Here is a 14,881-nt window from a genome sequence, read left to right as displayed (position 1 = left end):
ACGGGTAGAACTGTTATACGTAATACGTATGAATAAAAACTCATTTCCCAATGGCGATCGCATAGCCATGATGCAAACGCTGGTGCGCATCGTAGACAGCGGCAGTCTTTCTGCCGCTGCGGCGCAAATGCAGACCTCACAACCCACCGTTAGCCGGCGCCTGCAGGTGCTGGAACAACTGCTGGGCGTTAAATTAATCCAGCGCACCACCCACAGTATGAAGCTGACGGATGACGGAGAGCGTTGTTATCAGCATGCGCGCAAGCTGATAGAGCAGTGGCAAATCATGGAGGATGAGCTGCGCGGCGTGCGCGATGAGCCGGTCGGCGTATTACGGGTACGTGCGCCGCATGCCTTCGGCCAGGATCAGCTAATCGGGCCGCTGGGTGACTATTTGCAACGCTATCGCCAGACCAGCGTGGAATGGACGCTTAACGACCACTCACCGGATTTTATCCCCGAAGGCGTGGACTGCGCGATCCACGTGGGGGCCGTAACCGATCCTTCGGTGGTGGCGGTATTGCTGGCGGAAGTGCCGCGCATTGTGGTGGCAGCACCGAGCTTATTAGCAGGTCATGATCCTCTGAAGCAGATCGGCGATTTAGCGCAGTTGCCCTGGCTGGCGTTGAATAGCTTTTACCGTAACGAAGTCACCCTGACTCACAGGGATAGCGGTGAAGCCTATCGTTTTGACATTGCTCCCAGATTAAGCACCGACAGTCTTTATGCGGTGCGTAAAGCCGCGTTGAACGGCGTCGGGGTGGCGATGTTGTCCTCCTGGGTGGTCAAACAGGATTTGGAGCAGGGCGCTCTGATTCCTTTAATGCCAACCTGGCGTGCCGCGCCCTTGCCGATTTATCTGCTTTATCCGTACGCCAGCTATTATCCTGCCCGGCTGCGTAAATTCCTTGAGCTGATGAAAGAGGTGATGCCGCGTATCACCGGCGCAAATGCGCCAACGACCTAAAAACGCGTACAGCGGAATTTGTCGTTAGCGGAGCGATATACAGCGCAAATCTAGAGTGTCGGCGCGCGGATTCAACCTGATTGGCGGCGTTATCTGTTTGATAATCGAAGCAACAGTGATCGTCCCTTTCAATCGAGAGAATCGCCATGCACTTTACTCAAGCCATTGCCAGACTCCCTGCCGACAGCTGCGGCAGCGGACAAACTACCGCCCAATTGGGCGTGCCCGATATCGCGGCCACCGGCCGTCAGTTTTTGGCCTATGTGGACACCTTGCTCCGTCTGGGGCTAAAAGTGACCGTTTTACCGGCAGCACCCGCATTCCCGGATGCACACTTTGTTGAAGACACGGCGGTGGTGATGCCTGAGCTGGCGGTGATCAGCCATCCGGGCGCACCCAGCCGTCAGGGCGAGGTGGCCACCATTGCGCCCTTGTTTGAAGGCGAACGGCCAGTGGTACGTATGAGTGAACGCGGTCATCTGGACGGGGGGGATGTGCTGTTGGTCGATCGCCAGTTTTTCGTCGGCCTGACGGCCCGTACCGATGAGGCTGGTATTGGCGAATTCGCCGCGGCGGTGGAGCCCTATGGCTATCGGGTGACGGCGATTGAAGTCAGCGCCGGTCTGCACCTTAAGTCCATTGTTAATTACGTTGGCCGCAATACCTTGTTGCTGACCGAAGACTACCAGCACCATCCTGCCTTTAGCGGTTTCAGTTCGATCGTCATTCCTGAAGCGGAGTCCTACGCCGGCAATACGCTGTGGATCAACGATACGCTGATTACGCCGCAGGGCTATCCATACACGCTTGCGCAAATCGAAAAGCTGGGCATGCCCATCGTTCAGCTCGACACCAGTGAATTTAAAAAAATGGACGGCGGCCTGACCTGCCTGTCACTTCGTTTCTAATCTTTTCTTTTACCGGGGATCTCAGCGATGAAAAAAACATTAGCGGTTTTACTGACCAGCCTGGCGTTGGGCGGTCCTGCGGCGGCTCAGGCCTTCGACACCATCAGTTTTGGCGTTGACGGTGGCTATCCGCCGTTTGACGTGCTCGCGCCCAACGGTGAGATCACCGGTTTTGATATCGATATCGCCAATGCGCTGTGTACGCAGCTGCATGCCAAATGCGTGTTCGTCAAACAACCCTTCGAAAGCATGATTGCCGCGCTCAATGCCCATAAGTTCGATGCCATTATCGCTTCGCTGACCATCACCGATGAGCGCAAAAAGGAAGTGGATTTCACCGATCGCTATTACCGCAGTTCCGCCCAGTTGGTGGCGCGTAAAGGCAGCGCTTTACTGCCTGACGTTGCCAGCCTGAAAGGCAAAATCGTCGGCGTGCAGACCGGCTCGATACATGAAGCCTACGCGAAACAACATTGGGGCGGAAAAGGGGTGAAAATTGTTTCTTACGCCAACCAGGATAATGTCTATCTGGATCTGATGTCCGGCCGTATTAATGCGTCGTTGCAGGACAATACTCAGGCCGCCAGCAGCTTTATCGATACCCCGCGCGGACAGAAATTTGCCTTTGCCGGCCCGGTGATTGAAGACAGCAGCATTTCCTCCGACGTCGGCATCGCGGTAGGCAAAGACAACCCGGCGCTGCGCGATGCGCTAAACGGTGCAATCAAGGCGATTCGTGCCGACGGCACTTACGAAGCCATCCAGAAAAAATATTTCAGCTTCGATATTTACGGTAACTAAACCGGCGCGCTAATGCCGGCTGGCCCGGCAATCTGTCAAGTATGGGAGGCCGGGTATGGTCACAGAGTATTTACCGTTGCTGGCGCAGGGGGCGGCGCTGTCGCTGTGCGTCATGCTGGTGTCACTGGCGGTGGCGCTGGCGCTTGGACTGGTCAATGCGCTGATCAAACTCTTTGGTCCGTGCTGGCTGCGCTGGGTTTCAACCGGCTACACCACGCTGGTGCGCGGTATCCCCGAACTGGTGATTATGCTGCTGTTGTTCTTTGGCGGTGAGATGCTGGTTAACGGAGCCTTGGGTCTGCTGGGGCTGGGGCCGCTGCGGTTTAACACCTTTATCTCTGGGGTGTTGGCGATTGGCTTCGTGTTTGGCGCTTACTATACCGAAACCTTCCGTGGCGCGTTTCTTACCGTGGAGCGTGGCCAACTGGAGGCCGCGATGGCCTATGGGATGAGCCCAGGCCAGGTATTTCGCCGTGTTTTGTTACCCCAAATGCTGAGCTTTGCCATCCCCGGCATCAACAACAACTGGCTTGGGCTGATGAAGGCCTCGGCGCTGGTGTCGATCCTCGGGCTGGAGGATATGGTCTGGCTGGCCGAACAGGCCGGGCGGGCAACGCAAAAGCCATTCCTGTTTTATTTCCTGGTGGCGCTGATCTATATGGCGATCACGGCGATTTCCAGTTGGGGCTTTAGCCGGTTGTCGCGGCGATACGCCTTGGCTTCCTCAAATGCAGGAGCCCGCTGATGAACCTGCAAAATATGCTGGAAGCCGCACCGAGTTTTCTGTGGAGTGACGGGTCCGACGTCACCGGGCTAGCGATGACTGCCAAACTCTTCTTGCTGTCGGTCGTCCCCGGTTTAGTGCTGGCGATGCTGATGGCGATCGGTCAGGTTTACGGCCCGCGTCCGCTGTCTTATCTGATCCGCAGCGTGACCTACTTTTTCCGCAGTACGCCGCTGTACCTGCAATTGATGCTGATTTATTACGGCCTGTCGCAGTTTGACGTGGTGCAGTTGGGTTGGCAGAACGACCAACCTTTCTGGCTGCTGTTTCGCGACGCGACCTTCTGCGCCACGCTGGCGCTGGTGCTCAATACCAGTGCCTACGTCGCGCAGCTGCTGGCCGGCATGATGGAGACCTTCCCGCGCCAGGAGTGGATTGCCGGTGAAGCCTATGGCATGAGCCAGCGGCAGATCATTCGCCGACTGGTGCTGCCGGCAACGCTACGACGCGGCATTCCAGCACTCAACAACGAAATGGTGTTTTTGCTGCATGCCACTTCGCTGGCCAGCACGGTAACGCTATTGGATATCACCGGCGTGGCACGGGCACTTTATGCCGCCACCTATTCGCCATTTATCCCGTTTTTGATGGCCGCGGCGCTCTACCTGCTGTGCACCTTCCTGCTGATATTCCTGTTTTCGCGGGCAGAGCGGCGCTGGTTGGGCTTTATACGTCGTGATTGAGACCGTTCAGGAACGTTTGATGGATTGCAGTTCGGTCAGGGTGACGATTTTATCCACCCGGAATTTCTTGCTGGTCAGCCAGCTGTCGGCCAGCAACCGGTAGTTTTCCATGCTGCGACAGCCAATGCGCACCAGAAAATCGAAGTTGCCGCTGACCAGCCAGCAATCCAGCACCTCCGGGGTATTACGCATCTCCTGCTCAAACGCCGGTTGGGAATGACCGTGGTCGGCCAGCGCGATCTGAGCCTGGATCACGAACGCATGCTCCGGCTCCGGCAGTTCAATGATGGCACTGTAGCCGCGGATGATGCCGTCGCGCTCCAGCCCACGCACCCGTTCCAGACAGGGGCGAGCGGTCAGATTGACCTGCTCGGACAGCTTTTGATAGGAAATGCGGCCATCCCGGCACAGTATTTCAAGGATTTTTTTGTCGATGCGATCAAGCCGGGCTTTCTTTTCCACAGATAGGGCGTCCAATGAAAAGTAAACATCATAAGTTACCTGAACATGCCCTGGGGGGGCAGCGTCAATTCACCAGTTTTCATTTCGGCCAGCCGGGCAAAGGCGAAAAAATTTACCTGCAGGCCGGTCTGCATGCCGACGAACTGCCCGGAATGCTGGTGCTGCATTATCTTAAAAGATTACTCAGCCAGGCGGAACGGCGTGGTGAGCTGCAAAGCGAAATAATTCTGGTGCCGCTGGCCAATCCTCCAGGGCTGGCGCAGGTGTTGCTCAACGGCGGCGTAGGGCGCTTCGACCTGGTTAGCGGTCGCAACTTCAACCGCGATTTTCCCGACCTGGCGCGTCTGCTGCAAAACTACGATTTTACCGCCTCGGAACCTCTTCAGCCGCAAGTCCGGGCCGCCATGCGTACCGTTTTGCAAGCCATGACCGAGGGCAGTGAAGTCATGGCGCTGCGGCGGCAATTGCTGCTACTGGCCTGTGATGCCGACGTGGTGCTGGATCTGCACTGTGACGATCGGGCGATCTTGCATATGTACGCCGATCCGGCCTGGGAACGGCAGGCCGAAATTCTGGCGCGCTTTATGAACATAGAGGCGGTACTGCTTTCGCAAGACAGCGGTGGTGGTTCATTTGATGAAGCCTGCGGTTTGCCCTGGCTTCGGCTGTCGCAACAGCATCCTGACCTAAGCCAGCTCAAACCGGGCTGCATGGCGGTTACGCTGGAGTTACGCGGACAACGAGATATCAGTCATGAATTGGCCAGCGGTGACGCAGAACGCTTGTACCGCTATTTACAGCACCGAGGCGCCGTGGCCGGACCCTCTCCGGCGATACCGCAACGCGAAGTAGCGATGCTGCCGTTCGCCGCCGGGGAGATCATTACCGCATCCGCCAGCGGTATTCTGCTGTTGTTGCGCCAGCCGGGGGAATGGGTGGAGGCCGACGAGGCGGTGGCCGAAATTATCGACCCGATCACCGATACGGTAAAAGCGGTGCGCGCCAAGGCCGGCGGGCTGATTTATGCCTGTCGGCAAGCGCCTTTTGTCACCCTGGGAGCCGAAGTGATGAAGATTGCCGGTAAGACTGCCTACGCGGGCGGTGGTGAATTGGCGTCCTGAGTCGATTTATTCGTGAATTGGTATCGTCGCCAGCGGCGACTTTGTGACGTTAAAAAACAATAATGCCTATATTCAATCGATTCTGCGGCAAGAGGCGTTAAAGCAAGCCGGCTGAGGCAGAGCACGAGCAAGTCCGCAGCCGCCGGTCTCAGGCAGTGAGCATGCTGGCGGGAAAGATGGCTTGCGGACCGCGGTCCATGTTAAATTTGTGCCAGGTAACTCTGTATCCCTGATGACAAAGAGAATTTAACATGAAGATCGGCCATTTTTATCCCATCACGAAGGATGTTGCCCCTAAGGCCTGCAACGTGGCTCTGCGACTGCGGGCCATTGAATATCAGCGATAACCGATCCGCCCCGAAGAAGTCAGACGCTATGCGCACCACCAAACCACGCCGCCCGCATGGCCGATGGGTCTACTACATTCTGCATGAAGATATTCTGTGGCCCTGCCCGGTAAAATGGGAGTGGGAAAGCAGTTACCATGCCTGGTTGCCTTTTTACTATTCGCCAACGCTGGAGTTCGTTGCCGGTAACCCTGCCAAAGCGACAAAAATCACTAAAACCAAGCGTTAATCATTATTTTCGTTTCACAACCGCAATCGTGCTGGTTGATATTAAATATTTGTTTTTAAACAAAACCCCACATTTCTTGCCCTCAGGGTTATGAGTAACTACATTAACAACTGTACTTCAACTCACCTGAGGAGAGATATCCTATGAAAGCAGCCGTAGTGACTAAAGACCACAGTGTCGATATTCAGGATAAACAGCTTCGTCCACTGAAACACGGTGAGGCCGCGCTGAAAATGGAGTGTTGCGGCGTTTGCCATACCGATCTTCACGTCAAAAATGGCGATTTTGGCGAAGTGCCCGGCATCACCCTGGGGCACGAAGGGATTGGGGTAGTCACCGCCGTAGGTGAAGGTGTCACCTCGTTGAAAGTCGGGGATCGCACCAGCGTCGCCTGGTTCTATCAGGGATGTGGTCATTGCGAATATTGCGTTAATGGTAACGAAACGCTGTGCCGCTCGGTGAAAAATGCCGGTTACAGCGTCGACGGCGGCATGGCGGAAGAGTGCATCGTAGTGGCGGACTATGCGGTCAAGGTGCCGGATGGCCTGGACTCCTTTGCAGCCAGCAGCATTACCTGTGCCGGTGTCACTACCTATAAGGCGGTGAAAATTTCCGACATCAAACCGGGGCAGTGGATCGCGATTTACGGCCTGGGCGGCTTGGGCAACCTGGCATTGCAGTATGCCAAGAACGTGTTCAACGCCAAAGTGATCGCCATTGACGTCAACCAGGGGCAGTTGGATTTCGCCAAAGAAATCGGCGCCGATCTGGTCATCAACTCCAAAACTGAAAACGCCGAAGAAATCATTCAGCAAAAAGTCGGGGGCGCGCATGCTGCCGTAGTCACCGCGGTGGCGCGTTCAGCCTTTAATTCTGCGGTCAATGCGGTTCGCGCAGGGGGCAAAGTGGTCGCCGTGGGGCTACCGCCAGAGAGTATGGATCTGAGCATTCCACGCTTGGTATTGGACGGTATTCAGGTTGTGGGCTCGTTGGTGGGAACCCGTGAAGACCTTAAAGAAGCTTTCCAGTTTGCCGCCGAAGGCAAAGTGACGCCGAAAGTGACCAAGCGTCCGTTGGGCGACATCAACGCGATCTTCGAAGAGATGAAGTCGGGCACTATCCGTGGCCGCATGGTTATCGATCTCTCCGCATCATAATCCCGCGCAAATAACTAAGGCCACCGAGGTGGCCTTAGTTTGCAGTAACGCTAAAAATCAAAACAGCCCGAGCGGTTTACTGTCGTAACTGACCAACAGGTTTTTGACCTGCTGGTAATGCGACAGCGCTACCTTGTGGGTCTCGCGGCCGACGCCGGAGTTTTTGTAGCCGCCAAAGGCAGCATGCGCCGGATACAGGTGATAACAGTTGGTCCACACGCGTCCGGCCTTGATGGCGCGCCCCATGCGATAGGCGCGATTTACGTCGCGAGTCCACAAACCGGCACCCAGCCCGAACTCACTGTCGTTGGCCAATGCCAGTGCTTCGGCTTCATCTTTGAAGGTGGTCACGCCGATCACCGGTCCGAAGATCTCTTCACGGAAGAAACGCATGCTGTTATTGCCGGTGATTAAGGTGGGCTGCAGATAAAAACCGCTTTGCAGAGTTTGCTCATGGCTGGCGCGCTCGCCGCCGGCAATGATTTTGCCGCCTTCGTTTTTAGCGATCTCGATGTAAGACAGGATCTTGTCGAACTGCTGCTGAGACGCCTGAGCACCGATCATGGTGTCGGTGTCAAAGGGGTCACCCTGGCGAATGGTGGTGATGCGCGCCAGCACTTTTTCCATAAATTGCGGGTAAATCGATTCCTGAATCAGGGCGCGCGAAGGGCAGGTACAGACTTCACCCTGGTTGAAGAAGCCAAGAATCAGCCCCTCAACCGCCTTGTCGATGAATTCGGGTTCCGCCTGCATGATGTCTTCAAAGAAGATGTTAGGCGATTTACCGCCCAGCTCCACGGTGCTGGGAATGATATTTTCCGCCGCGCAGGCCAGAATATGGCGGCCTACCGGGGTTGAACCGGTAAAGGCGATTTTGTCGATACGCTTGCTGGTTGCCAATGCCTCACCGGCTTCTTTACCGAAACCGTGAACCACATTGAGCACGCCCGGCGGCAGCAAGTCACCAATCATTTCCAGCAGCACGCAGATGCTGAGCGGGGTTTGCTCCGCCGGTTTAAGCACCACGCAGTTGCCGGCGGCCAGCGCCGGGGCTAGTTTCCATGCGGCCATCAACAGCGGGAAGTTCCAGGGAATAATCTGCCCAACCACGCCCAGTGGCTCATAGATATGGTAGGCCACGGTGTTTTGATCGATCTCAGCGGCGGTGCCTTCCTGTGCACGCAAACAGCCGGCGAAATAGCGGAAGTGGTCGATCGCCAGCGGAATGTCCGCGTTCAGCGTTTCGCGGATCGGTTTGCCGTTGTCCCAGCTTTCGGTCAGTGCCAGCAATTCGAGCTTTGACTCCATACGATCGGCGATCGCCAGCAGCACATTAGACCTTTCCTGAACGCTGGCTTTCCCCCAGGTTTCGGCTGCGGCATGCGCCGCATCCAGCGCTTGTTCGATATCTTTCGCGTCGGAGCGCGGGAATTCGGCGACAGTCTGACCTGTCATCGGGGAGGTGTCGGTGAAGTAGTTGCCTGAAACGGGTTCGACAAATTTACCGCCAATGTAGTTGCCGTAGCGCTGTTTGAAAGAGACCAACGAACCAGGCAAACCGGGATGAACGTATTTCATGTAACACCTCTCATGGGAACGGAGACTGTAAGGGTGGTGCCTGATTGCCGGCACTCTACAGACACTTAAGCATTGCCCATGCCACATTGATGGAAAGCTGTGCCACATAAATAAATAATATAAAAATATCAACTAATTAAAAAAGAATAATAGCTACCAATGCCAATAAAGCCCCTGGCTTACTATTCATTTCTATTGTTTTTTGTGTTCCATGTCGCAACGCATGGGACACATTTATGATACAAAAATGCAACACTTTAATTGGCGGGAGTTGGGTATGCTGCATAAAGACCAGACCACCCAGACCGGGTGTATCTCTGACGACGATCGCCTGTCACTCTCCGGCCCACTTTCCGAATCCTGGTTACGCAGCCGGCACTATGGCCTCAATCGAAGCGACGACCATGTTCCTTTTATCCGGCCGACCCTGTTGAAAGAAGTGCGGGGGCAAAACGGTTGGGTTGCGCAGCTCGCGCGGCCGCTGATCGAGCGCTTGGGTGGTGAGATCAACCGACAACCCTCCATTGTGGTGGTGTCCGACGCCGGTGGCCTGGTGCTGGAAACCTGTGGCAACACGCACTTTTTACGTAAGGCATCGCGGGTTTCTCTGGCTCCGGGCAATCTGTGGGGCGAGCAGGAGCGTGGCACCAATGCCATCGGTACCGCTTTGGCAATGGGGGCGCTGTGCGAAGTCAATGGCGACGAGCACTTTCTCAATCAGAATGCCGGGCTTTACTGCTCCGCAGCGCCGATTTATCGCCCCGACGGCCTGATCGCCGGCGTATTGGATATCTCGACGCCTGCCCAACATCCTTACAGCGAAGCAGGTTCGTTGATTCTGCAGGCTGTCCGGCACATTGAACATCAATGGGTGAAAAGCTGTGTCACCGACCGACATTGGACACTGCGCCTGCACAGCGATGCGCGGGTTCTCGGCAGCGCCCATGAGATGATATTGGTGTTTCGCGATGAGATCCTCACCGCGGCCAACCGATTAGCGATGCAAGAATTCAATCTCAGCGCGGCGGCCTTTGGGTCGATGGACTTTGCCACGCTGTTTCCGGAAATGTCCCTCCAGACAATGAATGCGCCGCGACAGACTCTGGCGGTGAATAATCGTCACTATTATTCACTGTTGCAGATGCCGGAACGCCCATCGCAGTGCGTCAGGCAGCAGTTGCAGCCTTATGATCGTGACGGAGCAGACAGACAGAAAGCCCTGCGTATTCTTAATGCCGGGTTGGCGCTATGCATTAGCGGGGAAACCGGCTGCGGTAAAGAGTATTTCAGCCAGCGTTTGTTCGAGGAAAGCCACCGGCGACAGGGCAATTTTGTGGCTATCAACTGTGCAGCCCTGCCGGAAAGTCTGATCGAGTCCGAACTTTTTGGCTATGCGCCAGGGGCGTTTACCGGCGCCAGCACCAAAGGGTACGTCGGCAAGATCAGAGAGGCCGACGGCGGGGTGCTGTTCCTTGATGAGATTGGCGATATGCCATTGAGTTTGCAGACCCGGTTATTGCGGGTGCTGCAGGAAAAGACGGTCACGCCGCTCGGCAGCCGCGTCAGCTATGCGGTCGATTTCTCGCTTATCTGTGCCACCCATCAGGATCTGGAACAGCGGGTTGCGGCAGGGGCATTCCGCGAAGATTTGCTGTATCGCATTCAGGAATTCAGCCTGCGCATCTTGCCGCTGCGGCAGCGCGCGCACGTTGATCGTTTTATCCTCAATCTCTGGAGCGAATTGGGGGGTGATACGCGGGGCATCAGACTGGCACCGGACGCTATCACCGCCTTGGCGGGTTATTCCTGGCCCGGTAATGTGCGGCAGTTGTTGAGCACCTTGAAAGTGCTGTTGGCTTTGGCCGATGACGGTAACCTGATCAGGCTTGAGGATCTGCCGGAGCAGTTTTATCTGCTTGCTCGCCCCGTAGCGCCGCAGAGCTTATCGGTAGACATGTTGACGGCTATTCGAAACGCCAAGGGCAATATCAGCCTGGCGGCAAAACGATTAGGGATCTCGCGCAGTACGCTTTACCGCAAGATGGAGAAACATCGCGCCGAGAGCTGACAAAGCGGGGGCCCATTCAGGGCCCCGCGTGGTTATTATTTATCGCCCAATCCCTGTGGGTTGATTTCGGATCGTTCGATTTTCTCGTCGCTTTCCGCCCAGCGATCCAACACTTTCAGATAACTGCCGTTGGCAATAGCGCTATTGAGCGACGCCTGCACCGCTTCCACCAAACCATTGCCTTTCTTCAGCGTAACGGCAATGTTGGCGCTGCGCGGCCAACCGCCCGGCACGATGCCGACCAACCGGGTTTTACCGGTCAATTTTGCCTGATAAGCGCCGGACACGTTCGGCCCGAAGGTCGCATCCGCACGGCCGGACTGGATGGCCAGCGTCGACGCCGCCTTGTCAGTGACATAAATCGGCTGAAGGGCCGGTAACCCTTTGGCCTGGTTCTCTTTATCCCAGGCCAGCAGCACAGCTTCCTGATTGGTGCCGGAGTCTACGATGATCTTTTTGCCGGCAATGTCCGGCGCCGATTTGATCGAGGTGATCTTACTGTCGGATTTCACGTAGAAGCCCAACGTATCCTGGCGATAGGTGGCGAAGTCGAACTTGGTTTTACGTTCCTGAGTGACGGTAATGTTGTAAACCGCGGCGTCGTATTTACCCGAGGTGACGCCTAACGGCCAGTCTTCCCATGAGGTCGGAACCAGTTTCAGTTTCAACCCCAGGCCGTCGGCAACCAGCCTGGCAATATCCGACTCGCTGCCAATCACCGTTTTATTGTCGCGCGCGTACAGACCGAACGGTGGGCCGCTGCCCAAGATCGCGACGGCTACGGTCAGCGTCCCCGGTTCAACAAATTTGAACCCGGCGGGGATTTTGGCCGCAGCCTCGGGATCCTTCTGGGTATGAATAGGGGTTTCGTTGGCGATCAGGTCCAGCCCCGGTGCGGCATGGGCCAGGGCGGAAAGGCTCAGGAGAGCCGCCGCTGCGGTGAGTTTTGCGCTATATATCATTATTATTACCTGCATTATTATGTTGTTGAGGCGGTCAACTCACTATCCTTCAAGCCGCTAAATCTGTGAACGAACAAAATTGGCTAACTAATTTTACAAACGGTTAGGTTGCAAAGAAGGGGGAGCGCTCGGTGAGCGTGAGGGGCTTAAACGTCGAGATTTTTACGCATGAAAGCATTTTGCAGCACGATGCCGCGCAGGACCGGACTTTTCCGCTCAACGACCTGAAATCCCTGGCGCATAAAGAAGGGTTCTGCGGTTTTACTGACGTCTGAGGTCAGCTCTTTAAGCCCTAACAGTCTGGCCTCTTTATGGATTCGATTCATCAATAAGGTCCCAATGCCTTGTCGGGGACAGGCGCCGGATACATAGAAATGGTCGATATAGCCGTCAGGCTGGAGATCGGCATAGCCGACAATCTGTTTATCAATCTCAACGACAAAGGGATGCAAATCTCTCATGCGAGCCGCCCAAAGCTGGGGATCAGTATCGGCGGGAGCCCAGGCATTGACTTGCTCAGTGGTGTAGTCGCGTGATGCGACCTCATGCACCGCAGAGAAAAAAACGCGAAACAGCGCAATTTCATCGCCTTTGATGAACTGTCGAATCATCATGCCTTTCCTTAAGAAGTCCCGGAAAGTATTGTACCGGTTCAGGTGTTTGAAGGGACGTTTTCTCGTAGCATATTGATGACTTGGGTCGCTTCAACGGCCTGGCTGAACAGAAACCCTTGCCCCAGGTGATAGCCGGAATCACGCAGCGTTTGCCGCTGCTGCTCGGTTTCAATGCCTTCCGCAATAATATCAATGGATAATTTCTGCCCCAAAATTCCCATACTTTCCACGATGCCCAAAATCGCCGGTTCGTTATTCATGCGGCGGATGAAATCCCGATCCAACTTGATGCAGTCCAGAGGGTAGTCCATCAGGTGCGTAAAGGAGGAGTGGCCGGTGCCAAAGTCATCAAGCGCGATCCTGATCCCCATTTCCTTAAGCATTTGCAAGGCTCGCAGCACATACTTCGACCCGTGTTTGTTGAAGGCATGTTCAGTGACCTCCAGCTCGATAAGATGGTGGGGGATGCGAAACATTTGCAGACGCCGCAGGAAAGTTTCGGCGTAGTTATCACGTAAAAATTCGATAGGTGCGGCGTTCAAAGACACCGGCAACACCTCCACGCCAGACGCGATCCAAGTGGCGATATCGGCAAAAACCTTCATCTGCATGGTTTCGCTGATCTTGGTTGCCAATTCGTAATCGTTGAATGCTTCGACGACGGTATCTGGCATCTTCATACCATGATGCGGACAATACCAGCGCAGCAGCGCCTCAAAGCCCACAATGGCACCGGTTGCCAGGCTGACCTTGGGTTGGTAACTGGGGCGGATTTGATTATCGCGAACTATCTGCCGTGCGTGATTAAGCTGCGCGGCACGCTCTTTGGCCTTATCCATCATCTGTGGATTAAACATGTACACGCCGCCCCGGCCGCCGTCCTTGAGTTCGTACAACGCGGTATCGGCGCATTTCATCAATTCCGAGGCGTCGCGGGCATCCTGAGGATAGAGGGCGCAGCCGATACTCATGCCGCAATGCAACGCCTTGCCGCCATGGGTAATGGGTGACTCCAGCTGCAACAGAAAGGTATTGGCGATTTTGTAAATATCCTGCTCGTTTTCGACGTCGCCGATCACAATCGCAAACTCGTCGCCGCCCAGGCGGGAAACGAACGAGTTCGGATTTAAATAAGCCGTCAGCCGACGGGACAACACGCGCAGCAGATGATCGCCGGCAGCGTGCCCTAGGGTGTCGTTAACCAGCTTAAAATGGTCCAGGTCCAGCAAAATCAACCCGAGCGATTTATTGCTGCTCAGGGCTCGCTTCATTTCCTGCTTTAATCTTTTCTTGAATAAGCGTCTGTTGGGCAAACCGGTCAATTCGTCATACTGACTGGCGATCAGCAAACGTTTTTCAGCTATTCGCTGAGAGCTAACGTCGCGCGAGACGCACAATATATTTTCTATTCGATCCTCGTTATCGAAGACCGGACTGAGAATATTGTCCCAGTGCTGCAGCTTGCCGTCAGGCGTGGCGCTAAGGCCGGCGAAGCGGGCGTTTTTACCGGTTAGCACTTTACGCAGCGCTTTTTTGCCGCGCGAGCGCACTTCGGGTTGCAGCAGATTCAGCCAGGGCATGCCAAATTGCGGTTGGTGCTCATCGATGCCCAGCGCGACGCTGCCGGCTCTGTTGATGTGCAGCAGCGTGCCGTCATTATTGATGACCTTGATGCAGTCGACGCTGGCATCAAGCATGTTTTTCTGCGCGGCCAGCGTGGTGGTAATTCGCTGTTTTTCCAATACGGAATCATGGATATCGGTGCCGCTCAGATACCAATCTGTTTCCTCGCTATCAGGCTTTTTCTTCGCGCCGAAAGACAGTAAAAACCAGCGGTACTCGCCGTTGTACTGTCGCAGGCGAACTTCATTAACGAAAGAGGTCGCCGTGGCAATCGCCTGCTGCCATAGCGATTCGATAAGAGGATATTCGGCAGGGTGCAGGGCTTTCAACCAGCAAGCGCCTGGATTATCAAATGAGGAGAGGCCGGTATATTCACACCAAAGCTTATTGAAATGTCCCCCGAGACTATTACCCATGCCAATGAGATTAGGTAAACCATTAAAAATTTCATTAGCCATATCCACAGGCGGTTTTTCATCACTGCGCTCGGGTAGAACACTCATTCGTCATTTCCTCTGAAAACCACCTGTCTTTTATGCTAGCTAATAAAAAGCCTGCGGGTGGAAATATTCAATAG

General features: G+C 55.1%; 14 protein-coding genes. 9 read left to right on the top strand and 5 right to left on the bottom strand.

The annotated features are described in order from the left end of the window. The first annotated feature begins 28 nt into the window (after positions 1-28). From AC1RKC_RS01695 to AC1RKC_RS01675, 5 genes are all read left to right on the top strand, one after another. Positions 29-967: a LysR family transcriptional regulator gene (locus AC1RKC_RS01695; RefSeq protein ID WP_041414557.1), complete on the top strand. Its 939-nt coding sequence runs from the start codon at positions 29-31 to the stop codon at positions 965-967. 146 nt (positions 968-1,113) lie between these two features. After that, positions 1,114-1,875 carry a dimethylarginine dimethylaminohydrolase family protein gene (locus AC1RKC_RS01690; RefSeq protein WP_046373570.1) on the top strand — a complete coding sequence of 254 codons (762 nt, stop codon included), beginning with the start codon at positions 1,114-1,116 and terminating at the stop codon, positions 1,873-1,875. 27 nt (positions 1,876-1,902) lie between these two features. Then, positions 1,903-2,676, top strand: a complete 774-nt coding sequence (locus AC1RKC_RS01685) for an ABC transporter substrate-binding protein (RefSeq protein ID WP_493092201.1) — start codon at positions 1,903-1,905, stop codon at positions 2,674-2,676. Between the two features lie 55 nt (positions 2,677-2,731). Then, entirely contained in the window at positions 2,732-3,421 is a 690-nt protein-coding gene (locus AC1RKC_RS01680; RefSeq protein ID WP_493092202.1) for an ABC transporter permease, read from the top strand. After that, positions 3,421-4,143, top strand: a complete 723-nt coding sequence (locus tag AC1RKC_RS01675; RefSeq protein WP_046373569.1) for an ABC transporter permease — start codon at positions 3,421-3,423, stop codon at positions 4,141-4,143. Before AC1RKC_RS01680 ends, AC1RKC_RS01675 begins: the two co-directional genes overlap by 1 nt. 6 nt (positions 4,144-4,149) lie before the next feature. Here the strand turns inward: AC1RKC_RS01675 and AC1RKC_RS01670 are convergent, their stop codons facing one another. Further along, the gene (locus AC1RKC_RS01670; RefSeq protein WP_020826863.1) at positions 4,150-4,605 is read right to left on the bottom strand and encodes an Lrp/AsnC family transcriptional regulator; all 456 of its coding nucleotides are present in this window, start codon (positions 4,603-4,605) and stop codon (positions 4,150-4,152) included. Between the two features lie 14 nt (positions 4,606-4,619). On the opposite strand from AC1RKC_RS01670, the gene AC1RKC_RS01665 reads away from it, so the two are divergent. The 3 genes from AC1RKC_RS01665 to adhP all read left to right on the top strand — a co-directional run bounded on the left by AC1RKC_RS01665 (position 4,620) and on the right by adhP (position 7,459). Beyond that, a complete protein-coding gene (locus AC1RKC_RS01665; RefSeq protein ID WP_493092203.1) occupies positions 4,620-5,726 on the top strand; it encodes a succinylglutamate desuccinylase/aspartoacylase family protein in 1,107 nt (368 codons plus the stop codon). Positions 5,727-6,101: 375 nt separating this feature from the next. After that, the gene (locus tag AC1RKC_RS01660; protein ID WP_020826868.1) at positions 6,102-6,302 is read left to right on the top strand and encodes a hypothetical protein; all 201 of its coding nucleotides are present in this window, start codon (positions 6,102-6,104) and stop codon (positions 6,300-6,302) included. A gap of 143 nt (positions 6,303-6,445) precedes the next feature. After that, positions 6,446-7,459 carry an alcohol dehydrogenase AdhP gene (gene adhP, locus AC1RKC_RS01655; protein ID WP_020826869.1) on the top strand — a complete coding sequence of 338 codons (1,014 nt, stop codon included), beginning with the start codon at positions 6,446-6,448 and terminating at the stop codon, positions 7,457-7,459. Between the two features lie 57 nt (positions 7,460-7,516). Here the strand turns inward: adhP and exaC are convergent, their stop codons facing one another. Further along, entirely contained in the window at positions 7,517-9,037 is a 1,521-nt protein-coding gene (exaC, locus tag AC1RKC_RS01650) for an acetaldehyde dehydrogenase ExaC (RefSeq protein ID WP_020826870.1), read from the bottom strand. 277 nt (positions 9,038-9,314) lie between these two features. Here exaC and AC1RKC_RS01645 point away from each other — a divergent pair, with 277 nt between their 5' ends. Beyond that, complete coding sequence (locus tag AC1RKC_RS01645; protein WP_256813746.1) at positions 9,315-11,105, top strand: sigma-54-dependent Fis family transcriptional regulator; 1,791 nt, start codon at positions 9,315-9,317, stop codon at positions 11,103-11,105. 35 nt (positions 11,106-11,140) lie between these two features. Here the strand turns inward: AC1RKC_RS01645 and AC1RKC_RS01640 are convergent, their stop codons facing one another. The 3 genes from AC1RKC_RS01640 to AC1RKC_RS01630 form a co-directional block, all read right to left on the bottom strand. Next, positions 11,141-12,067, bottom strand: coding sequence for an ABC transporter substrate-binding protein (locus AC1RKC_RS01640; protein ID WP_020826872.1), 927 nt, complete (start codon positions 12,065-12,067; stop codon positions 11,141-11,143). Positions 12,068-12,213: 146 nt separating this feature from the next. Beyond that, on the bottom strand, positions 12,214-12,681 hold the full coding sequence (locus AC1RKC_RS01635) for a GNAT family N-acetyltransferase (protein WP_149573288.1): 468 nt from the start codon (positions 12,679-12,681) through the stop codon (positions 12,214-12,216). 38 nt (positions 12,682-12,719) lie between these two features. Continuing rightward, entirely contained in the window at positions 12,720-14,807 is a 2,088-nt protein-coding gene (locus AC1RKC_RS01630; RefSeq protein WP_234530969.1) for a bifunctional diguanylate cyclase/phosphodiesterase, read from the bottom strand. Positions 14,808-14,881: the final 74 nt, after the last annotated feature.

The sequence above is a fragment of the Serratia sp. GW822-FHT06E05 genome, from assembly GCF_058799445.1.
The sequence above is the reverse complement of the archived record's forward strand: the minus strand, read 5'-3'. Positions and strand labels throughout refer to the sequence as shown.